General features: G+C 54.7%; 24 protein-coding genes. 7 read left to right on the top strand and 17 right to left on the bottom strand.

Annotation, left to right across the window (positions count from 1 at the left end; translation table 11 throughout):
- Positions 1-402 precede the first annotated feature (402 nt).
- Complete coding sequence (locus tag KI367_RS18275) at positions 403-600, bottom strand: cold shock domain-containing protein (RefSeq protein WP_036706669.1); 198 nt, start codon at positions 598-600, stop codon at positions 403-405.
- Between the two features lie 163 nt (positions 601-763).
- Here KI367_RS18275 and KI367_RS18270 point away from each other — a divergent pair, with 163 nt between their 5' ends.
- The 5 genes from KI367_RS18270 to KI367_RS18250 all read left to right on the top strand — a co-directional run bounded on the left by KI367_RS18270 (position 764) and on the right by KI367_RS18250 (position 4677).
- Positions 764-997 (top strand): hypothetical protein, encoded by a 234-nt coding sequence (locus KI367_RS18270; protein ID WP_036706665.1) that lies wholly within the window; start codon positions 764-766, stop codon positions 995-997.
- Between the two features lie 9 nt (positions 998-1006).
- A complete protein-coding gene (locus tag KI367_RS18265) occupies positions 1007-1192 on the top strand; it encodes a hypothetical protein (RefSeq protein ID WP_036706663.1) in 186 nt (61 codons plus the stop codon).
- Between the two features lie 208 nt (positions 1193-1400).
- On the top strand, positions 1401-3191 hold the full coding sequence (pepF, locus tag KI367_RS18260; RefSeq protein ID WP_212951407.1) for an oligoendopeptidase F: 1791 nt from the start codon (positions 1401-1403) through the stop codon (positions 3189-3191).
- Between the two features lie 76 nt (positions 3192-3267).
- Positions 3268-3597, top strand: a complete 330-nt coding sequence (locus tag KI367_RS18255) for a LapA family protein (RefSeq protein WP_212951405.1) — start codon at positions 3268-3270, stop codon at positions 3595-3597.
- A gap of 42 nt (positions 3598-3639) precedes the next feature.
- Positions 3640-4677 (top strand): M42 family metallopeptidase, encoded by a 1038-nt coding sequence (locus tag KI367_RS18250; protein ID WP_212951403.1) that lies wholly within the window; start codon positions 3640-3642, stop codon positions 4675-4677.
- A 172-nt stretch (positions 4678-4849) separates the two neighbouring features.
- Here the strand turns inward: KI367_RS18250 and KI367_RS18245 are convergent, their stop codons facing one another.
- The 10 genes from KI367_RS18245 to hemE all read right to left on the bottom strand — a co-directional run bounded on the left by KI367_RS18245 (position 4850) and on the right by hemE (position 16264).
- Complete coding sequence (locus tag KI367_RS18245) at positions 4850-6655, bottom strand: M56 family metallopeptidase (protein ID WP_036706653.1); 1806 nt, start codon at positions 6653-6655, stop codon at positions 4850-4852.
- 3 nt (positions 6656-6658) lie between these two features.
- Positions 6659-7093, bottom strand: coding sequence for a BlaI/MecI/CopY family transcriptional regulator (locus tag KI367_RS18240; protein ID WP_373309143.1), 435 nt, complete (start codon positions 7091-7093; stop codon positions 6659-6661).
- 133 nt (positions 7094-7226) lie between these two features.
- A complete protein-coding gene (locus KI367_RS18235; RefSeq protein ID WP_212951401.1) occupies positions 7227-8273 on the bottom strand; it encodes a UCP032817 domain-containing protein in 1047 nt (348 codons plus the stop codon).
- A 20-nt stretch (positions 8274-8293) separates the two neighbouring features.
- Positions 8294-10216, bottom strand: coding sequence for an ABC-F family ATP-binding cassette domain-containing protein (locus tag KI367_RS18230; RefSeq protein WP_160040220.1), 1923 nt, complete (start codon positions 10214-10216; stop codon positions 8294-8296).
- Positions 10217-10368: 152 nt separating this feature from the next.
- Positions 10369-11169, bottom strand: a complete 801-nt coding sequence (locus tag KI367_RS18225) for a DUF92 domain-containing protein (RefSeq protein WP_036706648.1) — start codon at positions 11167-11169, stop codon at positions 10369-10371.
- Position 11170: 1 nt separating this feature from the next.
- Complete coding sequence (locus tag KI367_RS18220; RefSeq protein WP_036706644.1) at positions 11171-11785, bottom strand: fumarylacetoacetate hydrolase family protein; 615 nt, start codon at positions 11783-11785, stop codon at positions 11171-11173.
- Between the two features lie 43 nt (positions 11786-11828).
- Positions 11829-12557 carry a glycerophosphodiester phosphodiesterase gene (locus KI367_RS18215; protein ID WP_036706640.1) on the bottom strand — a complete coding sequence of 243 codons (729 nt, stop codon included), beginning with the start codon at positions 12555-12557 and terminating at the stop codon, positions 11829-11831.
- Positions 12558-12596: 39 nt separating this feature from the next.
- The gene (locus KI367_RS18210) at positions 12597-14051 is read right to left on the bottom strand and encodes a CapA family protein (RefSeq protein WP_212951399.1); all 1455 of its coding nucleotides are present in this window, start codon (positions 14049-14051) and stop codon (positions 12597-12599) included.
- Between the two features lie 145 nt (positions 14052-14196).
- Positions 14197-15147 carry a ferrochelatase gene (hemH, locus tag KI367_RS18205; RefSeq protein WP_212951397.1) on the bottom strand — a complete coding sequence of 317 codons (951 nt, stop codon included), beginning with the start codon at positions 15145-15147 and terminating at the stop codon, positions 14197-14199.
- Positions 15148-15217: 70 nt separating this feature from the next.
- Entirely contained in the window at positions 15218-16264 is a 1047-nt protein-coding gene (gene hemE / locus KI367_RS18200) for a uroporphyrinogen decarboxylase (protein ID WP_212951395.1), read from the bottom strand.
- A gap of 204 nt (positions 16265-16468) precedes the next feature.
- Between hemE and KI367_RS18195 the strand changes: the two genes are divergently transcribed.
- Complete coding sequence (locus KI367_RS18195) at positions 16469-17680, top strand: MFS transporter (protein ID WP_212951393.1); 1212 nt, start codon at positions 16469-16471, stop codon at positions 17678-17680.
- A 116-nt stretch (positions 17681-17796) separates the two neighbouring features.
- On the opposite strand, the gene KI367_RS18190 is transcribed toward KI367_RS18195, so the two are convergent.
- The gene (locus KI367_RS18190; protein ID WP_212951392.1) at positions 17797-18435 is read right to left on the bottom strand and encodes an O-methyltransferase; all 639 of its coding nucleotides are present in this window, start codon (positions 18433-18435) and stop codon (positions 17797-17799) included.
- A gap of 184 nt (positions 18436-18619) precedes the next feature.
- Here KI367_RS18190 and KI367_RS18185 point away from each other — a divergent pair, with 184 nt between their 5' ends.
- The gene (locus tag KI367_RS18185) at positions 18620-19759 is read left to right on the top strand and encodes a THUMP domain-containing class I SAM-dependent RNA methyltransferase (protein ID WP_212951390.1); all 1140 of its coding nucleotides are present in this window, start codon (positions 18620-18622) and stop codon (positions 19757-19759) included.
- Between the two features lie 142 nt (positions 19760-19901).
- On the opposite strand, the gene KI367_RS18180 is transcribed toward KI367_RS18185, so the two are convergent.
- From KI367_RS18180 to KI367_RS18160, 5 genes are all read right to left on the bottom strand, one after another.
- Entirely contained in the window at positions 19902-20726 is an 825-nt protein-coding gene (locus KI367_RS18180; RefSeq protein WP_212951388.1) for an aldo/keto reductase, read from the bottom strand.
- 196 nt (positions 20727-20922) lie between these two features.
- Positions 20923-21207, bottom strand: coding sequence for a hypothetical protein (locus KI367_RS18175; protein ID WP_036706634.1), 285 nt, complete (start codon positions 21205-21207; stop codon positions 20923-20925).
- A 112-nt stretch (positions 21208-21319) separates the two neighbouring features.
- Positions 21320-21622 (bottom strand): heme biosynthesis protein HemY, encoded by a 303-nt coding sequence (locus tag KI367_RS18170; protein ID WP_036706845.1) that lies wholly within the window; start codon positions 21620-21622, stop codon positions 21320-21322.
- A 139-nt stretch (positions 21623-21761) separates the two neighbouring features.
- Positions 21762-22028, bottom strand: coding sequence for a hypothetical protein (locus KI367_RS18165; RefSeq protein ID WP_036706844.1), 267 nt, complete (start codon positions 22026-22028; stop codon positions 21762-21764).
- 137 nt (positions 22029-22165) lie between these two features.
- Positions 22166-23365, bottom strand: coding sequence for a M14 family metallopeptidase (locus tag KI367_RS18160; protein WP_212951385.1), 1200 nt, complete (start codon positions 23363-23365; stop codon positions 22166-22168).
- Positions 23366-23442 lie beyond the last annotated feature (77 nt).

The following is a 23442-nucleotide window of genomic DNA, read 5'->3' as shown; positions in this document are numbered from 1 at the left end:
ACTGGAGTTTACAGAAATAGCTCTTGGCGGCTTGGGATTTCGCTGTGTTCGGGCAGCTCATCCGGCTATCCCTGCCTCAAATCCAGTTCGTGTACCTTGGCCCGTGCTTTTGCCTCCGGCTTCCTTCGGATTCTGCCTCGCGGCAGACACCCTTGCCCTTGGCTAACGGTAGGCGCTCGCCAGCCCCCGTTCGGGACTTTCACCCTAGAGATGACGCCCATGCTGGGCGTACCAAAAAAAGCACAGCTCTCTTTCGAGAACTGTGCTTTATAGGCTTTTTTTTAACCAAAGCTATAAGAAAACGTCGGTTCGACGCTACTTCCGAAGTTTTTCATGCGATTACGACATTTCAGCCGATGCCGAAAATCATAATTCACAGAAATCCATAAAACGGAGTTGATCTTATAATTTAGTTACGTTTGCAGCTTGAGGGCCACGGTTGCCTTCGGTGATTTCGAATTCAACTTCTTGACCTTCGTCCAAAGTTTTGAAGCCTTCGCCTTGAATTGCGGAGAAATGCACGAATACGTCTTCGCCGCCTTCAACTTGAATAAAGCCATAGCCTTTTTCTGCGTTAAACCATTTAACTGTACCTTTCAAATGAACAACCTCCTAAAAATACCGCCATATGTGGCGAATAAGTACATTATACTTCATGCTTCTTGACAATGCAATCGATCTTTTGCGAAATTGCACTTTTTCATTTGCTTTTGTAGCTTCCTCTAAGGTATCATTTTACCAAAAGAGCAAACGGAGAATGCATATGATCAAAAAACACGAAATATACAAAAAAGACAAATGGAACATGATGACCGTCGAAGTGCAGGGCCGCTACATCGTGCTTCGGGAGATTTCCGATCAATGGGGCGAGGAAACCCATACCTTCATGAGCCGACCGGCTCTCATGCAATGGGCCGAATCCCGGTTCCCCAAAGAGGAGTACGAAGACAACATGGAAGAATGGCGCTCCATCATGGCCGCCTTTAAAGGAGTCTAAGCCCTTAAAATGGAATACAACAGCACCCTTATTTACATCATCTCGGCCTTTTGCCTGGGAGCCGTGCTCATCCTGATGAAAAACTCGGTCCCGCCAAGGCTGAAACGGGGCATGGCAGGCACTGCGGCCGTCATGATCCTGATTGCCTTTATCCTTATTGTATACAATCTGTTTACCATGGGTTCCAGCCCTTGAAGGAAAGGTTTCATATTATCGCGGGGAAAAGTTCATACTAAGGGACATCTTTCCTTTATAAGGAGGTCCCCTGGTAGTGAACTTCAACAAGACGATCAGGATCGCCGCGCTGCTCACCTTTGTCGTGGGGGCGGCTTCCTGCTTTCCTCCAGCGGTTTCGTCAAATGGAACCCATGCTTTTTCATCCCAACATTTAAGGAGGATTCCCATGGAAAAATTATTGAAGCGTTCCGAGGTAGCCGAAGAACATAAATGGAATGTGGAGGATTTGTTCGACGGCCAAAAAGCCTGGGACCAAACTTATGCCGAACTGCAGCAGGAGCTGAAAAAGATCGCCGAATTCCAAGGCAAGCTCGACAACGCGAACGCGGTCAAGGACTGTTTTGCGCTTGAGGACGACATTTCCCTCAAAACCGAACGCCTTTACGTATACGCTCACCTGCACCATGACGAAGATACAGCAAACCCTACATACCAGGCATTATCCCAGAAAGCGAAAAAATTGAACGTGCAGGTCGGCGAAGCCCTTTCTTTCGTTACGCCGGAAATTTTGTCCTTGCCGGACGAAAAGCTGGACGCGTTTATCGCCGATCCCGTACTCGCGCCTTACAAATTCACCCTGACCGAAATGAAGCGCGAAAAAGCCCACGTGCTTTCCAAAACGGAAGAAGCGCTGCTCGCCCAGGTCGGCAACCTGTCGCAGGCGCCGCAAACGATTTTCGGCATGCTTAACAACGCGGACCTGAAGTTTCCGAAGATCAAAAACGAAGAAGGCAAGGAAGTCGAGCTGACCCACGGCAACTACATCCAGTTCTTGGAGAACCCGAACCGAGAGGTGCGCGAGCGGGCATTCAAAGCGGTGTACGATACCTACGCCAAGCAAAAAAACACCATCGCCGCTACGCTGAACGCCAACGTCAACAAAAACATCTTTTACGCGAACGTGCGCAAATACCCTTCCGTTCTGGAAATGTCCCTTTACGGCGACAACATTCCGAAGGAAGTGTACACGAACCTGATCGACACGATCCATGAAAGCCTGCCGCTGCTCCACAGATACATGGACCTGCGCAAAAAGCTGCTCGGCGTCGACGAGCTCCATATGTACGATCTGTTCGCTCCGCTCGTGGACGAATACAAAATGGACATCACGTACGACGAAGCGAAAAAGACCGTCAAGGAAGGCCTCAAACCGCTAGGCGACGATTATTTGGCATCGCTGCAGGAAGGTTTCGACAACAAATGGATCGACGTATACGAGAACGAAAACAAACGCACCGGAGCATACAGCTGGGGAGCTTACGGCACCCATCCGTACGTGCTTCTGAACCATAAGGACAACTTGAACAGCATGTTCACGCTCGCGCACGAAATGGGCCATGCGCTGCATTCCTATTATTCGGACAACGCGCTGCCGTACCGCGACGCGCAGTACACCATTTTCCTGGCCGAAGTGGCTTCGACGACCAACGAAGCGCTCCTGATGGATTACCTGCTCAAAAAATCGACCGATCCGAAGGAAAAGATGTACCTGCTGACCTACTACGCCGACCAGTTCCGCACGACGGTATTCCGTCAAACGATGTTCGCCGAATTCGAGAAGCTCATCCATGAGCGCGCCGAATCGGGCGAAGCGTTGACGCCGCAGGCGCTTTCGGAAATTTATTACGACCTGAACGTGAAATACCACGGCAAAGGCATGGTCGTCGACAAGGACATCGAAATGGAATGGGCCCGAATTCCGCATTTCTACAACAGCTTCTATGTATACAAATACGCGACCGGATTCTCGGCGGCGACAAGCTTCTCCAAGCAAATTTTGGAGGAAGGCCAGCCCGCGGTGGACCGCTACCTCGGCTTCCTGAAAAGCGGCGGCAGCGACTTTTCGATCAACATCCTGAAAAAAGCCGGCGTCGACATGTCTTCGCCGCAGCCGATCCGCGAAGCGATGAGCGTCTTTGAAAATGTCATCGAGCAGTTGGAGCAAATGACGAAATAACGCATCCGGCATAAAATCCCTTGTCCTTGCAGGTCAAGGGATTTTATACTGTCTTTAAGAAGGAGGTATCTTTCGCATGAAAATCCAATGGTCGCTGATTGCCGGATTGGTGTTTGCGCTGATTACGGCGGTGTTTGCCGTCATTAACGTGGATCCTGTCCGGGTGAATTTTATGTTCAGCGAAGTCGACATCCCGCTCATCCTGCTCATCGTCGGCTGCACGCTGATCGGCGGCATCATCGTCGGCTCTTACGGAATCTTCAGGCAGTACAAGCTGCAAAAGGAAATCAAGCTTTTGACCGCCCAGCTGACGCATATTCAAAACGAAACCGGATATACGCCCCCTTCCCCGGAAGAAATCCAAACCGGCGGCAAAGAAAAAAACGAAGGCGAACTGCCAACGTAGGGAACCCATCATCTTCATCCATGAAATAAGGAGGACATCTGCATGTCAATCCAACCGAACGAAGAATACATATTAACGTTTTTGAAAAAACTGCTCGACACGCCAAGCCCCACCGGCTTTACCGCCCAGGCCTTGAAACTCGTGGAGCAGGAAGCGGCCTCCCTCGGCGTCAAGCTGTCCTGGAACCAAAAGGGCGGCGCGATTCTTGAAGTGGAAGGCGAGGACCCCTCCCGCACGGTCGGGCTCAGCGCGCACGTGGACACGCTGGGGGCCATGGTCCGCGCCGTCAAATCCGACGGCCGGCTCCGCCTGACCCGCGTCGGCGGCTTTATGCTGCAAAGCATTGAAAACGAATATTGCGTCATCCATACGCGCAGCGGCAAAACGTATACGGGCACGATTTTGAGCACGCATCCTTCCGTGCATGTCTACGACGATGCCCGCGACTTCAAACGCGAGGAAGAAAACATGGAAGTCCGCATCGACGAGCTCGTCGAATCCAAGGAGGATGTCCTGAAGCTGGGCATCGGCGTCGGCGACTTCGTTTCTTTCGATTCCCGCGCGGTCATCACCGAAAGCGGGTTCGTCAAATCCCGCCACATCGACGACAAGGCCAGCGTGGCTGCGCTGTTCGGCCTGCTCGAATCGATGAAACGCGAAAACTGGAAGCCGAAACATCATTTGAAGCTGCTCATTTCCAATTACGAGGAAGTGGGACACGGCGCCGCCTTTATCCCTTCCGACATCGACGAACTGATCGCCGTCGACATGGGCTGCATCGGCGATGATCTCAGCTGCAAGGAGACCGACGTTTCCATTTGCGCCAAGGATTCTTCCGGCCCGTACGATTATGACATGACAAGCAAGCTGATCGAGCTGGCCAAAGCCGAAGGCATCCCGTTTGCGGTCGACGTGTACCCGCATTACGGCTCCGACGCTTCCGCCGCGTTGTCGGCCGGCAACAATATCCGCGCTGCGTTGATCGGACCGGGCGTGCATGCTTCCCACGCGATGGAACGGACGCATAAAACGGCCGTGTTTAATACGTCCAAGCTGCTTGCGGCATACGTGAAAGCTTGATGTAAAGCAAATGTTTTCCGGGCAAGCGCCGGACCGACGGACCGGTTTCCATCCATTTTCACGGTGATCTATCATACCGAAAAAAAAAGCTATTCGATCCCTCTGATCGAATAGCTTTTTTGGTCAAAAATCCCCTTTTGCGGTACGCGAAGGCGCTGCTCCTTCATTCCCCTTATTTTGCGGAACCGCCCATAGGCGCCGCAGCTCTTGGGGAATATACGGAGATATGATCCAGCCGCTGCGTTTGATGCGGACCGACGAATTTCAGCTCGTAATCCCCGAGCTTGTAAACCAGAATATCGTCGCTGCCGCTCGTTTTGATGGCGCTTGGTTTGCCCAGCGTTCGCTTAATTTCCGAAAAAGCGATTTGATTCAACGCTTGGCTTTCGTCCATCGGGGAACCGAAATAGCGGATATCGTATACAACTTCGCCGCGTCCGATGCCGAAGGCATACGTCCCCCGGCCCGCTCCGGGCGAATAGCTGTCGTAAGCGTAGCGGTCGGTCGGCTGCCAGGGACGGTCAGGTTCGCCCCAGGCGGAGTGAACCTCATCGATCGTAGTTTTTCCCGAAACAAAGTCCGCACCTTTCACTTTCCCTTTTTTCGCCAACGCCACGATATCTTTAATCAGCTGTTCATGCCCCTTCGTATCGGTTGCCTGCGACGGTTGTTTCGAGCCTGCCGCTTTTGCGCCTCCCGAAGAAGCGCTGCCTTTCGCGGGCGCCTGGAAGCTTCCGCCGGGGGTTGAGGCTGTATTCGACGCGTTCGAAGCCGAGCCGTTTTGGGCGGCATCCCCCACTGCGGCGTTGCCGTTTGTATCTTGCCCGGAATCGTTCCCGGCTGGGTTCGTCGCTTCGGCGGGAGTCGTCGCCCCCGTCCGGGTTTTCGCCGCGTTTTCATCGGCGGCGGTTTTTCCGTTGGTGAGCGCGCATCCGCTCAGGGCAACCATCAAGGCAAGCCCGGCCATCGTCCAACCGAGCGATTTTCTTTTGAAGTTTTTAATCATCAGTATCCTCCTTTTCAGCTGCTGCTTCGAGCCCGACAATCCCGCCGCTCCCGGAATTTGCGCGCGCAGCCGGCTTCTCTCAAGCAAGGTGATAATAGTATGCCCGTATTCGGGCACCTGCTGCGGGTCGATCCGCGACAGGGCCAAGGCGTCCGCCGAAAGCTCCTGATCCTCTCTCATTTTGTACAAGGCGTACCACAACACCGGGTTGAACCAGTGGATCGCCAGAAGCAAATGCATCAGCCAGTTTACGAAAATATCGGCGCGTTTCACATGCGATAGTTCATGCAAATAAATGTGATGGAGCTGTTTCTCATGCAGCCCCCTGCCGCCGGCCGGCATAATCAAACGGGGCCGGAACAAGCCGAAAAGCGTCGGCGTGGCCACCACCGCCGAATAGCTGAGGCGAATACGGCGCCTCATCCCCATCGTTTGCTTGGCCCTCTCCAACGCCTGAACATCGGCCGCAGCAGCCGGTTCCGAAAATTTGCGCAGCTTCGACGAAAAATGGATGTTCACGGCCACCAGCCGCAGGAGCATCACCGCAGATCCCAAGAGCCATATCCCCATCAACGCGTGCTTCAAGCTCCATGTTCCGGCGGCTTGATGCGGACCATCCGCCGCGGCGTCTCCCGAAAAATCGGGCTGACCAGCCACAGGGATCTCCGGGGTTGCCAAAGACGGCTCCGTTTCGTCCCCGGTCGAAGGCAGGGCCGTATCCGCTTCGTTTGACAAACCGGCCCCCGTCCACGCAAAAATATTGTCCATGCTGAACTCGCTGTGCGGGCCCGACGGAATCAGCAGCCTCAGCATCAGAAGCAGCCATAACGCATAATGCCACCCGGGTTTTACCCGATCCCTCAAGACGGCCTTGATGATAAGTATAAGAACGGTCATGACGCTTGCCAGCAGCGTCGTTTTGAATACCCAATCCAAAAAAGCGCTCAACCAGGGGTTATCCAGCCATTGCACGGCCTATCCCCTCCTTTTCGATTCCGACTTCTCATCGAGCAGCCGCTTCAGCTCCTCGATCTCGGCGGGACTCAGCTCTTCCTCTTTCAAAAAGTTAACCAGCAGCGGTTTCAACGAACCGCGGTAAATCCGCTGCAAAAAGCTTTTGGTTTCGGCTTTCTGACACTCTTCTTCGGTTATGAGCGGATAATAGGAGTACGGCCTGCTGTCCGGGTGAAAAGCAACGGCTTCTTTGGCCACCAGCCGGTTCAAGAGCGTCCGAACGGTCTTCGGACTCCAGTCCATATAGGCGGCAAGGGCGTCAATGACCTCATTGGCCGTGAGCGGCGAGTTCTGCCACAACACCTTCATGACTTCCCATTCCGCCTCCGAAATGACGGGCAGTTTATGCAAACGGATTTCCTCCCTCCATGGATTACACGTGTAATCTCTTTTCATAATATTACACATGTAATCTCGGAAGTCAATCCCAACTTCGCCCATTTGCCCGAACCTGCGCCGAAAAAAAAGCGCTCCATCGATGATGGGCGCGTTCTTAATTCTATCTATTTCTCTATATTTCCGTTAGTCCTTAATCGGATGAACTGCTGCAAGAAGAGCTGCTGCACGAGGAACTGCTGCAGGACGAAGAACTGCATGACGAATCGCTGCTGCATGAAGATTCGCTGCTGCAAGACGAATCGCCGTTGCATGAAGGATCGCTCCAATCCGATTCCCCCTGGCGATCCGAATCGCTGCCGCATGACACATCGCCGTAGCTCCCGTCTCCATCGATGATATCAAACAAAATCAACGTATTTACGTCGCTGCCGGAATACGTGTACGAATCCGCTTTGGAAGAGAAGGCTTCCCGGGAATGAGATTTGGCCCCCGTTCCGCTTGCCTGCCCCGCCTTTGAACGATTGGGCGGCGTTGTCGGCAGCCTTTTTTGCAGCTCCGCCCTGCTTTGAACAACGTTTGCGAGATGCTTTACAAACTCTTGCACGGACGCGGCAAAAACATGGGACGGATTGTTTTTGAAATAATGTTCATGCAAAAAACCGACGTCGCCCGTCAAAACATGTTCCACAAATACGGGTTCCAGCTTTTTGCGCCCGAAGCCGCCCAGCAGAATCGTGCTTTCGGTGTGGATCTCGAATAAAACGGAATAAACGAGCTCAAACCGGGCCCTTTCCGCTTCTCCCGGTTTTGCGGATTTGCCCGTATGGGGCGAATGATGAATCATTTCCCCGAACAGGTCATGGCAAAACTCCTGGTATTCCCGGGAAAAAAGCAGGGCGGCATGCCAGATTTCATCGACCATGGCGCTGTACATTCCGACGCTTTTCATAAACATGTTCATAGCCAGAAAACGCTTGAATTCCAGCAGCAGCCACGAATACATCGAGTCCGATACATCCGGATGCCCGGCGAGGAACCGGGATCTCACGTGATCCCAATATTCCCCGTGTTTCCGAAACACCTCGTCGAACCGGGTTTGGATCGGGATCAGGAATGCATGCGGCCGAAAATCCGGCCCTTCAGGCGCCAATCCGGAAAAAGCGGTCCCCGGATAACCGCCTTGGGAACGTCGCGGCTCCTTTTTCCGCCCTTTAAACCACTTCTGAAAAATGCCCATAGGTCACCGCCCGTCGCCAATTAACTGTTTTTGCTTGCTTCGATTTTTTCCGCCAGCTCGTTTAAATACGTCCAGCGGTCCATCAGGTGCTCCAGCTCCCGCTCGGCTTCCTCCTGCTGCTGCAGCAGCTCCTGCAGAAGGGCGGAGTCGCTGTACGCTTCCTCCATCTTTTTCCGGATGCCGGCCAGTTTGTTTTCGCAAGCCTCGATCAGGCCATCGATTTGCTCGTATTCGCGCTGCTCCTTGTAGCTGAATTTCAGCTTTTCGCGCGGAGCGGCCGCCGGGTCGTTTTTCGATGCAGAAGCCGGCTTTTCCGCCTTGCGTTCCGCGGCGGCAGGTTCGGCGTTTTTAGCCATCCATTCGCTGTATTCGGTAAAATTGCCCACATGGACCCGTACCCGTCCCTCACCCTCGAAGGCCAGCATTTTATCCACGGTCCGGTCCAGAAAGTACCGGTCATGGGATACGACAAACACGACGCCCGGAAAATCGTCCAAATAATCCTCGAGCACGGCAAGCGTTTGGATGTCCAGGTCGTTGGTCGGCTCGTCGAGAAGCAGCACGTTCGGCGCGGACATCAGTACCCGCAGCAAATACAGGCGCCGTTTCTCGCCGCCCGACAGCCGGGAAATCGGAGTCCACTGCATGGCAGGCGGGAACAAAAAGCGCTCCAGCATCTGGGAAGCGGTAATGCTGCCGCCGTCCTCGGACCGGATGACTTCAGCTTCTTCCTTAATATATTCAATCACGCGCATGCTGCCGTCCATATCCTGATGCTCCTGGGTGAAATAGCCGACTTTAACGGTCGGACCGGCGACGATCTCTCCCTCATCCGGCTGCAGTCTTCCGGCAATCATGTTCAGCAGCGTCGATTTCCCGCTTCCGTTCGGCCCCACGATGCCGATCCGGTCGCCGGGTACGCAAATATAATTCAGATCATGGATCAATAGCTTGTCGCCGGCTTTTTTGCCCACATGCTCGAGCTCGATGATTTTGCGTCCCAATCGCGTCGAGGCTGCCGACATTTCCACTGTGCCGCTCCGCGTCGGCCCCTGCTGCTCCTTGAGCGCTTCGAAGCGATCGATCCGGGCCTTTTGCTTGGTCGATCTTGCTTTGGCTCCGCGCCGGATCCAGGCCAGCTCATTCCGCAGCAGGTTCTGCCTTTTTTGTTCGGAAGCTTCCTCCCGTTCCTCCCTCTCCGCTTTCAGCTCAAGAAACTTGGAGTAATTGGCTTCGTACCGGAACAATCTGCCTTGGTCCAGCTCCAGCATCACGTTCGCGACCCGGTCCAAAAAATAGCGGTCATGCGTAATCATCAACAGCGCGCCGCGGCGCTTCTGCAAATACTGCTCAAGCCATATAACGGAATCGTTGTCGATATGGTTCGTCGGTTCGTCCAAAATGAGCAGCTCGCACGGTTCGATCAGCGCCTGCGCCAAGGCGACGCGCTTGCGCTGTCCCCCCGACAACGTGCCCATAGGCGCATCGAACCGAACGATGCCAAGCTTGGACAAAATGGTTTTCGCTTCGCTTTCCATTTGCCATGCCTGAAGCGCGTCCATCTGCTGGTTCAGCTTCAGCAGCTTTTCCTGCAGCGCCGAATCCGCGGGATTCCGTTCCAGCCGTTCCATCGTTTCGGTGTAATCCCGAACGACCTTGAGCTTCGGATCATTCCCCTCAAACACCTGCTGCAGCACCGTATTGTCCGGATTAAAATCCGGATTTTGCGCCAGGTAACGCACCCTGACCTGGTTTCCGACGGAAATGCTCCCGTCATCCGGCTGTTCCAGCCCGGCAATGACGCGCAAAAACGTCGACTTGCCCGTTCCGTTCACGCCGACGATGCCGATTTTGTCCTGATCCTCCATGCCGAAGGAAGCATCCTGAAACAGGATCTTTTCGCCGTAGCTTTTGGATATATGTTCAACGGTCATGATGTTCATATCGTTTTTCCCTACTTATCTCTTGAATTAAAAAGCATAATGCTATTTTAGCATACGGTTAGGTCCGATAGGAACAGGTGAGCCGTCCGTCGCCCGCCCATGGAAGCAATAAAACCGTCCGAATCCGGACGGTTTTATGAAATTCGATCCGATCAGAGCGCCAAGGCCAGCAGCCACGCCGCCAGACCGCCGACGCAGGAAGAAATAAAATTGACCGCGTCGTTGTTCATCCAGCGCCATCCGCGAATCCGGCGGGTCGGCCGTCCGCAATGCTCAAGCACTTCCACGTCTTTGCCGCATACAGGGCATCGGTACATGACCTGCACGGTCGCCCCCAGAAAGGAATCGGCAAACGCGCCGGCGAGCCCGCCGGCAAGCCCTGCAAGCCATAAGCCCAACCAGGCGGCGTCCGTCCGGGTCCACAAGGCGAACAACCAGGCGAACAACGCAATGGCAAGCCCGCCGACCGCGGCGGCTGCGCTGCCCATCAACGTGACGCCCCCCGACGTGCCGGGAGGAACGATTTTTCCCGTCAGCACGGAACGCGGCGGCCTGCGGCTGAGCCCTCCCCATTCGGTCGCCCAGGTGTCGGCCGTCACGGCCGCCATGACGCCGATAAAGGCGTAAATCCAACCCGGGTGAGGCCATACGGCATGAAATATGCACAGCAGCATGCCCGCGCCGCCGTTGGCAAATACTTGACCGGCGTCCCGCCTGCCGGTTTTGGCATAGGATTTTTCGAGTTCTTCTTTATTTGCTTGTTTGAACTTCGACAGCAGCGAAGAGCTGACAAAAAACACAAGCAGCGTGCCGAACCATAACAAATTACCCGCGCCAAAATAAACCGTGCCCATGACAAACGCGGCAGCCGCCCCCGAGAAGGTGAGCGACTTTTTCCAGTAGGCTCCTCCGGCGACGACAAAGGCGCAAAACGCGCCGATCAGCCAGAACATGTCAACCGATCACGCAGCTTCCGAGAAGACGTTCTCCCCAATACAGCTCAAACGTATCGCCGGCAGCGCAAGGACCCACCCCGGCGGGCGTGCCCGTAAAAATGACATCCCCTTCGCCAAGTCCGTAATTCGCGCCGATATAATCGACAATCTCCTGCAAAGGGAAAATCATATCCTTAATATTTCCGCGCTGCACTTCCTTGCCGTTTCGGCGTACCGTGAAGTCTTCGCCCTCTGCCGCCTCCGCTCCGGGAAAATCGATGAATTCGGAAATCGGCGCGGCGTTTTTAAAGCCTTTGGCGGCCGTCCATGGATGTCCTTTTTTCTTGATGCCCGTCTGCACATCCCGCAGCGTAAAATCGATGCCAAGCGCCATTTGGCCTATCAGGTCATCCACCTTGATGCCCGGCTCATAGGAGCGGCGCACGCGAAGAACAAGTTCTCCCTCGTAATGAACCCCCCCTTTGTTTTGCGGTAGCTCGAGCGTCTGACCCGCCAAGCGGGCGACCGCATGGGACGGCTTCAAAAAAATCATCGGCTCATCCGGCACGTCGTTTCCAAGCTCGGCGGCATGCAGCCTGTAGTTGCGACCGACACAATACACGTTTTGAATCATCCTATTCCCATCCTTTGCTAGTAAAAAATGTAGATGTTCCCGTCTAGCCCATAAACGTTTTTTTCCACACATCCGGCCGGTTGGTGCAGATCAAGATTTCCGGGGAAATATCCGCGATCCGTCTCATCCTTCTGGCGTCGTCGACGGTCCAGGCCATCACCTCGATGCCTGCCGCTTTCAGTCTTTGAAACAGCTCCGGGTCCAAATTCGGATGGCCGATCGACAAGAAGGAGCATCCCAACGCCTGAAGCCGCTCGACAAGGTCCTTTGGTTTGGCATCGATGATCAGACCGGTTTGAATATCCGGATTGATTTCCTTCACTTTACGGAGCGCCCCGGCGTCAAAGGAAGTCAGCACGACGTCCTGCTCCATATGATACGAAGCGACCCGGTCGATCACCGCCTGCTCCAATCCCGGGTACATGTTTCCCGACGTTTTAAGCTCGATGTTAAGCCGGACCCGGCCGCAGCAAAGATGAAGCACCTCGGTGAGAGAAGGAATCCGCTCTCCGTGGTAATCCCTGCTTTTCCAGCTTCCTGCGTCGAACCGGAGAAGCTGCTGCCACGTATAATCCTTTACTTTGCCCGTGCCGGTCGTCGTCCGGTCCAGGGTAAAATCATGGATGACCACGGGAATCCCGTCGATCGTAAGCTGGGTATCGATTTCGATCCACTGAACAAAGGGTTCGGCTATAGCCATTCGAAAAGCAGCCATCGTGTTCTCCGGCGCTATACCCGAAAAACCGCGATGAGCCACGCACAGATTGTTCATCCTTCTCCCCCCAAACGTAAGGTTTCAAAGTTAGCCTGCTTAAGATCCCGGCGTTACGACGCCGTCCCCGGAAATTTTGACGCCGCCGATCGATAGATTTTGCAGCTCTTTCATGAGCTGGCTTCCCTCCTGCGCATTCATCGGTACGGGCTGGCCAAGCTCCGCATGGAACGGCACCAGCTTCATGCTGCAGCCCGACTTTTTGCATGTCGCTTGAAATACGGCCGTTTTCCACGTCGACGGCGTGCCCGATTTCGTGAAAATAAAGTTGCCTGTACTGTAAGCAATCCATTTTCCCTTATACTGCTCCAAGCCTTGCAGAACATGGGGATGCCCGCCAATAATCAGGTCGGCCCCCGCATCGATAAAATCATGCCCCAGCTTTTTTTGAATATCGTTCGGCGTAAGGGCGCGTTCGATCCCCCAGTGCACCATGACGATGACGAGATCGGCTTTTTTGCGGGCTTCGCCGATCGTGGCGATGACGCGCGATGCCTTATCGTAAGCGCTGGCCACGCCGGGCTTGTTCGTTCCGGCCGCCCAGTTCGTCTCCGGGTAAACCCGGCTCGCGCCGATGACGGCGATCTTCATGCCTCCGCGCTCGAAATACACCGGTTGATAAGCGCGATCCGCGTCTTTCCCTGCGCCGACGTACTGGATGCCGCTTTGATCCAAATAGTTGATCGTATCCAGCAAACCGACCTCGCCTTGGTCGAGAATATGGTTGTTGCCGAGATTGACCACATCCATCCCCGCGGCCCGCAGCGCTTCCAGCGCTTGCGGCGAGGACTTGAACACGAATTGTTTGTTTTGGGCGCTTACTCCGCCCGTCGTGACAGGCGTCTCCAGATTGCCGAGCGTAAGATCGTCTTTTTTGAACATGTCTCCCAAATAATGAAACGGGTATGAGTAACCGTTTTTTTCAAGCAGCGTTTCCACTTTGCCCGAAAAAATCATGTCCCCGACAAAATGGATCGTGACGGATTTCCCGTCATCCTTCATTATACTATGTTCCTTTGCCGCTTCAGAGTCCTCGGCACCGGCGTCTTTCCCGCCGTCTCCTTGATCGGCGGCATCTGCCGGCGGATTGTCCTTGTTCTGCTGCGGCGGCTGTTTTTGCCCATCGTTCTCCTGTGTTTCTCCCGTCTGCTGCGTTTGCGATTGCGCCTTTCCCGGCTTATCCGGCTTCTCTGCAGGCTCCTCCTTCGCCGGATCGGCAGCCTCGGCTTCAGGCTCATCTTTCTTGGAGCCCGCATCGGAGTCCGGCGCCGTGCCGTTATCCTTGGCCGCGGTTTCGTTCCGTTCCGTATTCGCGGATGACGGCTGCTGCGGCGGGACTCCTGCCGCGCCACGATTTTCGGCAAGAAAATAAGTAGCAAGCAAAATGACAATCATCAGAAGCAAACAAGCGTTGAGGGTGAGCCACAGCCGTCTCTGCTTCTTTTTCCGGTTCTTGGAACCGGTTCGTTTTTTTTGTGACCTCGGCGGATACATCGCTCCTCCTTAAAATAAACAGTTTGGAATCTTTGAAAATCCTAATTTTTAGTAGATTTCCTCCAGAATCCATACTATTATATCAGGCCCTCAGAAGCAAATAGAACCCCCCGCAAGCGGAGGGTTCCTTTAACGATGTCCCGTTTTAGGCCAATTTCGATTTTTGAAGCTGTTCGACGATTGCGTCGCGCAGCGTCTCCATATACAGCGGGTCGCTGTTCAGCATGTCGATGCGCATGAGGCGCATGTCCAGCTCTTTGGCGACTTCCTGGGCTTCGATATCCAAGTCGTACAGCACTTCGAGATGGTCGGATACGAAGCCGATCGGAGCGACCAGCACGTTTTTGACCTGCTCTTTGCTGAGGTTCCGCAGCGTATCGAGGATGTCCGGACCAAGCCACGGCTCGGCGGTGCGCCCGGCGCTTTGCCATGCAAACTGCCAGGACGTAACGCCAGTCTGTTCGGCAATGGCCCGGGAGGTCTCGAGCAGCTGCTCCGGGTACGGATCGCCCATGCTCAAAATTCTTTCCGGAAGGCTGTGCGCGCTGAACAAAACGCGGACTTCGCCGCGTTCGGCTCCCGCTTCCTTGAACAGGTCGAGCTTCGCGTTCACCCGGCGGCTGAACGCTTCGATCAGCTGCGGATGCAGGTGATAGCTTTTGACGAAAGTGAATTGGACCCCGACTTCGTCCGCTTTGGCCTGGGCGCGTTTGACGTAGCTTTCGACGCTCATCGTGGAATAATGGGGGGCCAGCACGATGCCCACCGCTTTTTTGATGCCGTCCTTGGCCATCTGCTCCACGCCGTCTTCGATAAACGGACTCGCGTGTTTCAGCCCTTGATAGCAGACGTATTCCACGTCAAGCAGACGGCTGTCCGTATCCAGCGCTTCCTGCAGGTTCTCCACCTGGTTGTTCGTGTTTTCGCGAAGCGGGAACACGCCGCCCACGATGGCTTTGTAACGATCCGACAGCTCTTCCAGCTGCTCGGGGGATGGCGCATGTCCGCGGCGGATATGCGTATAGTATGCCTCAATGCCTTCCATGCTTTCCGGAGTGCCGTAGGACATGACGAGAACGCCGATTTTGGTTTTCACGAAGCAGTCACCTCTTAACTTAAATATTGAACTTGATGGTTTCGCTCTATATAGGATTTCATGCGAAATCTTACTTGTTTTTTAACGCCGCCGCCGAGTACTCATGAATATAATCCGTCAATTCCTTGAGTTTATCCAGCGATGCCTCCGGGAACAGGCCGTGCCCCAGGTTGAAAATATATCCCGGCTCCCGGATCCCTTCATCAATCAATTCCTTGGCATATTGTTTAATGGTTTCCATAGGGGCCGTCAAAATATAGGGATCCAGGTTGCCCTGCACCGCAAATTTGCCGCCCGTGCGCTTGCGGCCTTCCGCGATGGATACCCGCCAGTCGAGCCCGATGACGTCCGCCTGAAGCTCTTTCAGCGTCGGGAGCAGCTCGCCGGAGCTGACGCCCGGAAAATATATTTTCGGTACATTCAAATCCGAAAGTTCGGCAAAGATACGGGTAATGGTAGGCAGGACATACGTTTGGAAATCCTTCGGGGCAAGCGCTCCGACCCAGCTGTCGAACAGCTGGAACGCTTTGCCGCCGTTTTCGATATGGGACCGCACATATGTAATGACCATATCGCCAAGCTTATCCATCAGCAGCTTCCACACTTCAGGTTCGCTGTACATCAGCGTTTTCGTCAAAATATAGCTTTTGGACGGACGGCCTTCGATCAAGTAGCTCGCAATCGTAAACGGCGCTCCGGCAAACGTGATGAGAGGCACCTCAAGCTCTTTGTCGAGGATGCGAATGGTTTCCATGATATGGGATAAGTCCTTGTCCACGTCGATCGGACGAAGCTTCTCCACATCCGCCTTGCTCCGAATCGGGTTATCGATCACGGGACCGATATTTTTGACGATATCGAAATCGACACCGAGCGAAGCGACCGGATTCATGATGTCCGAATACAAAATCGCGGCATCCACGCCAAGCTTCCGTACGGGCATCATCGTGATTTCGGCCGCAAGCTCCGGCTGCCGGCAAATTTCAAGCAGCGAATATTTCTCTTTGATTTTGCGGTATTCAGGGTCGTACCTGCCCGCTTGCCTCATATACCAGACAGGAACATGATCCGTTTCCTGCTTGTAGCTGGCGCGTATGAGCGTATCGTTGTAGGTCATGAAGGGGCCTCCAATGTTTTTTAGAATTTCTCTAATCTATATTATGCCCTTTTTAAAAGTCGGTAACAACCGGATGTCTTTCCGTTCGGGTGACAATAGTATGACAACTGTGACATGGTCCTTTGGGTAAATATGCTATACTGGAATAACCTGTGTTTTTCATGCTGAATTTGCAGTCACAAGAGAAAGGAAGTGAAAAGCACATTGAAATCGTGGAAAGTCAATTTGATTGTGCTTTGGATCGGCCAGTTTCTGGTCAACTCCGGAATGACCATGATCACCCCGTTCCTGTCCCTGTATCTGGCGAAAGATCTGGGCGTGCGGGGCGAGCATGAGATCGGCTTATGGGCGGGTTTGATTTTTGCCGCCAACTTTATGACGTCTTTTATTTTCCAGCCGCTTTGGGGCAAGCTGGCCGACCGGTACGGCCGGAAAATCATGCTGCTCCGCTCCGGCTTCGGCATGGCGATCGTCATCACGCTGATGGGGTTTGCCCGCACCCCCTGGGAGCTTCTGCTGCTCCGGCTGCTGAACGGAACGATCTCCGGCTTTAACCCCGCTTCGATTTCGCTGGTGTCAAGTACGACCCCGAAAGAACGGATGGGTTTTGCGATGGGAATCATGCAGTCCGGCTCGGTGGCGGGAACCATTCTTGGGCCTTTGATCGGCGGGGGCCTTGCGGATTTGTTCGGATTCCGTCCTATTTTCTATATCATCGGCGTACTTATTTTTGCGGCTTCCCTGCTGGCCCTGTTCCTGGTCAAAGAAAATTTCAACCGCGAACAAGCGGCAAAAATCCCGCAGGCGTCCGTGCTTGCCGGCTTCAAGGAGCTGACGAAAATCCCGCAGCTTCCGGCCCTGTTCGCCGTGACCTTCCTGCTGCAGTTTGCGATGATGAGCCCGATGTCGCTGCTGCCGCTGTACGTCGAGAAGCTGCATGCATCCGCCGCGAATTTGGCCTTCTGGGCGGGCATGGTCAGCGCCGTCACCGGTTTGTCCAACATGATCACCTCGCCGATTCTCGGCAAGCTGAGCGACAAAGTGGGGGCGCACCGCATTTTGACCTATGCCCTGATCGGCGCCGGAGTGATGCTGATTCCGCAGGCCTTCGTCCAATCGGTATGGCAGCTGATCATCGTCCGTTTCCTGATGGGCGTTTTTATGGGCGGCCTGCTCCCGAGCGTCAATGCGCTGATCCGTTCGTACACGCCGGACGGCATGGAAAGCCGGGCCTTCGGTTTCAACACGAGCACGCTGGCGCTCGGCAACATGCTGGGCGCGCTCGTCGGCGGATTTTTATCCGGCTTTATCGGCATCGAGGGATTGTTTATCATATCGGGATGCCTGCTTCTGCTCAACATGGTGTGGGTGCGGCTTAAGCTGTATAAGAAAGGCAATTCGCCGCAGTTCCGGTAATCGGAACCGGCAAATCCGGCATGTCCCCGTAAAAGACCGTCCGATGGTTTTGGCGGGCATTCGAAAAAAAGGTGGCGCAGGATCTATCCTGCCCACCTTTTTTGGCCTGCGCGGATTTAAGGCTGACGCGGCTTCACCATCGCTACGGCCAATCCGTCGTACGCCGGCAAAATCGTGCCGATCAGTCGTTCATCGGTCGCCATCAGCTCGTTGAAACGGCGCATCGCCTGCACCGAAGGCCCGTTTTTGTCCGGGTTCAGCGTTCTGCCGCGCAAAAACGTGTTGTCCCCGGCAATGATCGCCCCGGGATTGGCCAGTTCGATGGCATATTCAAGGTATACCGGATAATTCTCCTTATCGGCATCGATAAAAAAGAAATCGAAGGTCCGGCCTTCCTGCTTCAGTTGTTCGAGGCTTTCCGCCGCCAGCCCCACCTTGAATTCGACCTGATGGCCAAATCCCGCTTCCGTGAGATGCGCTAACGCCAGGTCGGCATAGTCCTGCTTCAGCTCCAGCGACGTTAACCGTCCCTCCGGAGACAATCCTCGGGCCAGACAGATTCCGCTGTAGCCGCCCAAAGCCCCGATCTCCAGCACCTGTTCCGCTTTGGTCGCCGCCACCAGCATCGTCAGCAGACGTCCGTATCCCGGCGCGATCGAAATGGCCGGCATGCCTCGATCCGCGATATTTTGTTGGACGCGGGCCAGCAGCTCATCATTTTCAAGAAAACGGTCCGCGTATTCTTCAGGATTCATACATGAATTCTCCTCACATTCGCATTCAAAAATCGAAAGCCTTAAAAGGTTTGTGTCTCGCCTTGCGTTACCCTATACTATTATAGAATGAAATTGGAGGGATTCAATCCAATTCCGTCGGCCCAGCCGGCGCTTAGGTTACATACGAATCGCACCTGACGAAAATGGAGTTGAAAAAAAGCTTATGTCCCGCTTGCAATTGATTGCTACCGCACCGATGGGCCTGGAGTCGATCGTGGCGCGCGAACTTAAAGAATTGGGTTACAGCGACATGGAGGTCGAAAACGGACGCGTTACCTTCGCCGGCGATCTGCAAGACATCTGCCGCTGCAACCTGTGGCTTCGTACCTCGGACCGGATCCTCGTCAAAATGGGAGAGTTTCCGGCCAAAACCTTCGACGAGCTGTTCGAAGGAACCAAAGCGCTCCCTTGGGAGCAATGGATTCCCGTTGACGGGGAATTTCCCGTCGAAGGGCGCTCGCATCACTCGCAGCTGAGCAGCGTCCCCGCCTGCCAAGGCATCGTAAAAAAAGCGATCGTGGAGAAGCTCAAGCAAAGTTACCGCACGGACTGGTTCCAGGAAAACGGCGCCCGTTACGTCATCGAAGTGAACCTGCACAAAGACGTCGCGCTCCTGACGCTGGACACGACGGGTCCGGCTTTGCATAAACGCGGGTACCGCAAACTCGTGACGGAAGCGCCGATCAAGGAAACGATGGCCGCCGCCATGCTCCAGCTCAGCCGCTGGAACGTTTCCCGCCCGCTGTACGACCCGTTCTGCGGCTCGGGCACCATCCTGATCGAGGCCGCCATGATGAGCTGGAACATCGCGCCCGGACTGCGCCGTTCGTTTCCTTCCGAGCATTGGCGCATCATTCCCGAGCGGCTTTGGAGCGAAGCCCGGGAGGAAGCCTTCGATGCCGTTCGCGACGATGAGCCGCTCCAGCTTACCGGCAGCGACATCGACCCGAAGGCGATCGAAATCGCCCAAGCGTCCGCAAAAAGCGCCGGCTTCGGGCGCGATATCGCGTTTCACGTCCTGCCCGCCGCCAAAATCAAACCCGAGGGCGACTACGGCTGCCTGATCACGAACCCGCCTTACGGCGAACGCTTGAGCGAAAAAGACGAAGTCGAAAAAATGATCCGCCAGCTCGGCTTTACCGCCGCCCAGCTGCCGACCTGGTCCTTTTTCGCCATCAGTCCGACGAAGCAGTTCGAGCATTATTTCGGACGGAAAGCGGATAAACGGCGCAAGCTGTATAACGGACGGATCGAATGCCAATATTACCAGTTTTTCGGCCCGCTTCCGCCGCGCAAGCCCTAATCTCCACGCGGACAAACGGTTCGCGCCAAACCTTGAAACACACGCCAAAACCCCGGCCTCCTTCCGAAAGAAGAAGGTCCGGGGTTTTTCGGCAAAAAAACAATGTTATGGATACCGTCCGTTCAATGCGAACGTTCCCTGCTTAAAACATCAGCTCGTCCGGATTCGTTCCGACCCGCCGATCCTCATTCAGCGCATCGATTCGTTCCAGCTCGGACGAAGTCAGCTCAAAATCGAAAATGTCCGCGTTTTCCCGAATGCGCGAAGGGGTAACGGATTTCGGAATCGTCACGATCCCGCTTTGGAGGTTCCAGCGCAAAATGACCTGCGCCGGGCTTTTGCCGTATTTCCCGGCAATCTCCAGCAGCGTCTCGTTATCGCTTAATCTTCCTTTCATAAGCGGGCTCCAGGCTTCGATCTGAATGCCGTGCGAGCGGCAGTATTCCCGAAGCTGACGCTGGCTCAGGCGCGGGTGAAGCTCGACCTGATTGACCGCCGGAACGACGCGGCTGTCCTTCAGAAGCTCTTCCAGATGGTGAACATGGAAATTGCTGACGCCGATGGCGCGGATGCTGCCTTCTTCGTAAAGGCGTTCCATCGCTTTCCAGGTGTCCTTGAATTTATCCTTGCCCGGCCAGTGGATCAAATACAGGTCGATCACGTCAAGTCCAAGCCGCTTCCGGCTTGCTTCAAAAGCGTGCAGCGTGGAGTCGTACCCCTGATCGTCGTTCCAGACCTTCGTCGTTACGAACAGGTCGTCTCCGGCAATGCCGCTGTCGGCAATCGCCCTGCCGACTTCTTTCTCGTTGCCGTAGACGGCGGCGGTGTCGATGCTCCGGTATCCCGCTTCCAGCGCAACCTTGACGGCTTCGTACACTTCGTCGCCCTTGGCCTGATATGTACCGAAGCCAAACCATGGCATGGTGACTCCATTGTTCAGCGTCGTGCGGTCGGCAATATGCTTCATGTTGGATCCGCTCCTTCCCCTTAAACAATTTTATCGTAAATGCATGTCCATTATAGCACACCCGTCCGCTTCCAATAAAAGCCGTTCCTTTTCGTGCCGGCCGGCATGAGTCCTCCTGCGGACTAGTTTATGCTTAAAAAAATCCTGTATAAAAAATCCTGCAAAGCTGGGCTTCGCAGGATTTTAGACACGCAACTTATTTCGTTTGTTCTCCTTGCTGGCGGGACGTAAGGGAAGCCAGACGGCTTTTTTCCTCTGCCAGCATTTCTTCGGCCAATTCCACGGCTTGTCCGTTCAGGCTGTTGCCCGCTTGGCGTACGGCCTGTTCCGTATGGGCCAGACGGTTTTGCGCCTGCTCGATCATCCGTTCGTTCGGATGGGACATCGCTTGAGACACCGCATAATGCAGCTTCTCCACGGAATTTTGGGCTTGGGAAATCGGATTTTGCGATTGCAGGCTGGAATCGTATCTGGATGCCATGGGCTGCTCTCTCCTTCACTCGAAAAGTTGCTATCCACCCTATAGGATGGAGCTTCGCGCGAGGAACTATGCGTGACGCCCTCTTTTTCCTGCAACCCGGAACCACCGCGGTTTAATGGTCGCCGCGATTGCCCTTCGACGGATTGGTGATGACGAAACCTTCCTCGGGGAAATACAAATAATCGATTTTGACCCCGTCCAGCATCGGCTCGTTCCGGTCCAGCAGCACATCGATGTTTTTGTCCGTGCTGACGACTTCGTCGTTTTCGCCCGGCTTGTCCAAATCCAATCCATAGTGGGCGTGATCTCCGTGGGCATGCGTGACGAGCACGCGAAGCTTCAGATCGCGGTTTTCCTCTTTATCCAGTTCTTTTTGCAGCACTTTGGCCGCATTGCGCGTAATTTTGCATTTCATCGCTTCACGACATCTCCCGTTCCTGAGGATAAAATCATATTGCCCAATCAACAGCAACATGCCTGCCGGCGCCAGGCTGGCGCGCCGCTGCATGTACCTTTTATCTTAAAAGAATCCGTGCAAGCCCGCAAGGACTGCTTCAGCGGTTCCCCCCCGGCGGAGGCAGCTTGATGGACGGATACTTCCGTTCCATTCGGGCGACGAACCAGCCCATGACAATAAGCGTGACGCCGATATCGTCGATCGGGACAAAAGGCATCACGTCCGGCAAAACCCAATACAGCCCGACCGGAACCAAAAAAAGAAGCTTGTCCACAAAGGAAACTTGCGGGGATGTGAGATACATCCATAATTGGCCGGGCATATGCGACAGGCGCCTGATCGACAGCAGCTTTCTCCATTTCATGCTCACCGCTCCCTTCATCTGGCCTTTCGGGGCACCTTCATGATCATCGCAAGAGGAGACAACCACTCCGATACGGCTGCGGCCGCCTCCTCACCTGTAGTATACGTATCTTTACAGAAAATGTTTCATTAACCTTTTCATATCGACATCAGTTCGCCTACGACCAATCCCGTTTCCAGAGCGATGTTGTCGAAATCCTCCAAAGGAAGCGGATTTTTGCCGAGCCCGATCTCGACGGTAAAACCCGGGCGCCTGAATTCCTGGATAAACCAGTCCTTATACCCCGCATCGCTGCCTTCCAGCTTCACGGGACGGTAGCCGCTGGCCTGGCCGAGCCTTCGCGACCATTCCCGGCTTTCCTTCGGTTCGTAATTGCGGTAGTTCCAATAAATCTCCTGCCCCTGACTGTGCAGCGAAACGGCCGCATCCGGCGACGTTTTGAGCGTAAATGCCGCAAGCGCCTCCGCTTCCGGCTCGGACAATGGCGAAGTGCCCGCATAGTCCCTCGGCCCGGGGGATTTTTTCCCGCGCCGCTGGACCTCTTCGTCCCAATGGGCAGGAAACTGGTCGCCCAGATCGACGCCGTTGATGTTGGCCTTCCAATGGCGGTAATCGCTTCGGCCTCCATTCCATGCCGTCAGCATGCCGTAATACGGATTGCTCGGCTGGACGCCCTCCTGGACCAGTTCCACCCCGTCCGGATTGACCATCGGCACCACCCAAAGGGTGCACTGCTCGAACCACTGGCGGGGATCGTAGCCGTTCCAGCGCATGCCCGACTTCAGGGCCGCCGCATACTCCTCTATGAAATGCATGATGCATGGGGTCGTGATCCATTCGTTGGCATGGATGGAAGCGTTCACATGAATCACCTTTTTCCCGTTGCCGATTTTGACGTAAGGGATCGGCTTGCCCAGCACGCTTTCGCCGATCGTTCCCGAGGAAAGCCGCGGATACGCCTCCGACAGCCTGACGATGTCGCGGCACAGATGCCTATAGCCGTATTCTCCTTCAAGGCGGACGATCCGGTCGCTTTCGGCATGGGGCAGCACCAGCACCCGCCCCTCCGGAAAATAGCTGCGGGAAAGCCCGGGATTCATTTCGAGCAAGGAAGCCTCCCGAATGCGAAAAGCAGCCGCTACCTTATCCGGGCTGTCTCCCGGCTGTATGACATATCTCCTCCGCGGGGAGGACGGCAAAAATATGATTTGTCCCGGCACCAGGTAAGGCTGTTCTCCAACCCAAGGATTCGCATTGATAATATGGGTGCGGGATAACCCTCTGCTGGCGGCGATCCGATCCAGCGTATCCCCTTTGTTAACGGTATATTGCTGCATGGCGTCTTCCTTTCCTGCGGACTGCGCGGCAGCCGCATGTGATCGTGCTTTTTTGATTTTATGACGCCGATGCCTTG

It is taken from the genome of Paenibacillus cookii (assembly GCF_018333375.1).
Lineage (GTDB): Bacteria > Bacillota > Bacilli > Paenibacillales > Paenibacillaceae > Paenibacillus_AQ > Paenibacillus_AQ cookii.
Note: the sequence above shows the minus strand (reverse complement) of the source record. Positions and strands in the feature narration are given on the sequence as shown.

Coding starts and splice junctions, on each gene's coding strand:
- KI367_RS18270 (WP_036706665.1), top strand. CDS start 764: ATGATCAAAAAACACGAAATATACAAAAAAGACAAATGGAACATGATG.
- KI367_RS18265 (WP_036706663.1), top strand. CDS start 1,007: ATGGAATACAACAGCACCCTTATTTACATCATCTCGGCCTTTTGCCTG.
- pepF (WP_212951407.1), top strand. CDS start 1,401: ATGGAAAAATTATTGAAGCGTTCCGAGGTAGCCGAAGAACATAAATGG.
- KI367_RS18255 (WP_212951405.1), top strand. CDS start 3,268: ATGAAAATCCAATGGTCGCTGATTGCCGGATTGGTGTTTGCGCTGATT.
- KI367_RS18250 (WP_212951403.1), top strand. CDS start 3,640: ATGTCAATCCAACCGAACGAAGAATACATATTAACGTTTTTGAAAAAA.
- KI367_RS18240 (WP_373309143.1), bottom strand. CDS start 7,093: ATGAAAAGAGATTACACGTGTAATCCATGGAGGGAGGAAATCCGTTTG.
- KI367_RS18235 (WP_212951401.1), bottom strand. CDS start 8,273: ATGGGCATTTTTCAGAAGTGGTTTAAAGGGCGGAAAAAGGAGCCGCGA.
- KI367_RS18230 (WP_160040220.1), bottom strand. CDS start 10,216: ATGAACATCATGACCGTTGAACATATATCCAAAAGCTACGGCGAAAAG.
- KI367_RS18225 (WP_036706648.1), bottom strand. CDS start 11,169: ATGTTCTGGCTGATCGGCGCGTTTTGCGCCTTTGTCGTCGCCGGAGGA.
- KI367_RS18220 (WP_036706644.1), bottom strand. CDS start 11,785: ATGATTCAAAACGTGTATTGTGTCGGTCGCAACTACAGGCTGCATGCC.
- KI367_RS18215 (WP_036706640.1), bottom strand. CDS start 12,557: ATGAACAATCTGTGCGTGGCTCATCGCGGTTTTTCGGGTATAGCGCCG.
- KI367_RS18210 (WP_212951399.1), bottom strand. CDS start 14,051: ATGTATCCGCCGAGGTCACAAAAAAAACGAACCGGTTCCAAGAACCGG.
- hemE (WP_212951395.1), bottom strand. CDS start 16,264: ATGACCTACAACGATACGCTCATACGCGCCAGCTACAAGCAGGAAACG.
- KI367_RS18190 (WP_212951392.1), bottom strand. CDS start 18,435: ATGAATCCTGAAGAATACGCGGACCGTTTTCTTGAAAATGATGAGCTG.
- KI367_RS18185 (WP_212951390.1), top strand. CDS start 18,620: ATGTCCCGCTTGCAATTGATTGCTACCGCACCGATGGGCCTGGAGTCG.
- KI367_RS18180 (WP_212951388.1), bottom strand. CDS start 20,726: ATGAAGCATATTGCCGACCGCACGACGCTGAACAATGGAGTCACCATG.
- KI367_RS18175 (WP_036706634.1), bottom strand. CDS start 21,207: ATGGCATCCAGATACGATTCCAGCCTGCAATCGCAAAATCCGATTTCC.
- KI367_RS18170 (WP_036706845.1), bottom strand. CDS start 21,622: ATGAAATGCAAAATTACGCGCAATGCGGCCAAAGTGCTGCAAAAAGAA.
- KI367_RS18165 (WP_036706844.1), bottom strand. CDS start 22,028: ATGAAATGGAGAAAGCTGCTGTCGATCAGGCGCCTGTCGCATATGCCC.
- KI367_RS18160 (WP_212951385.1), bottom strand. CDS start 23,365: ATGCAGCAATATACCGTTAACAAAGGGGATACGCTGGATCGGATCGCC.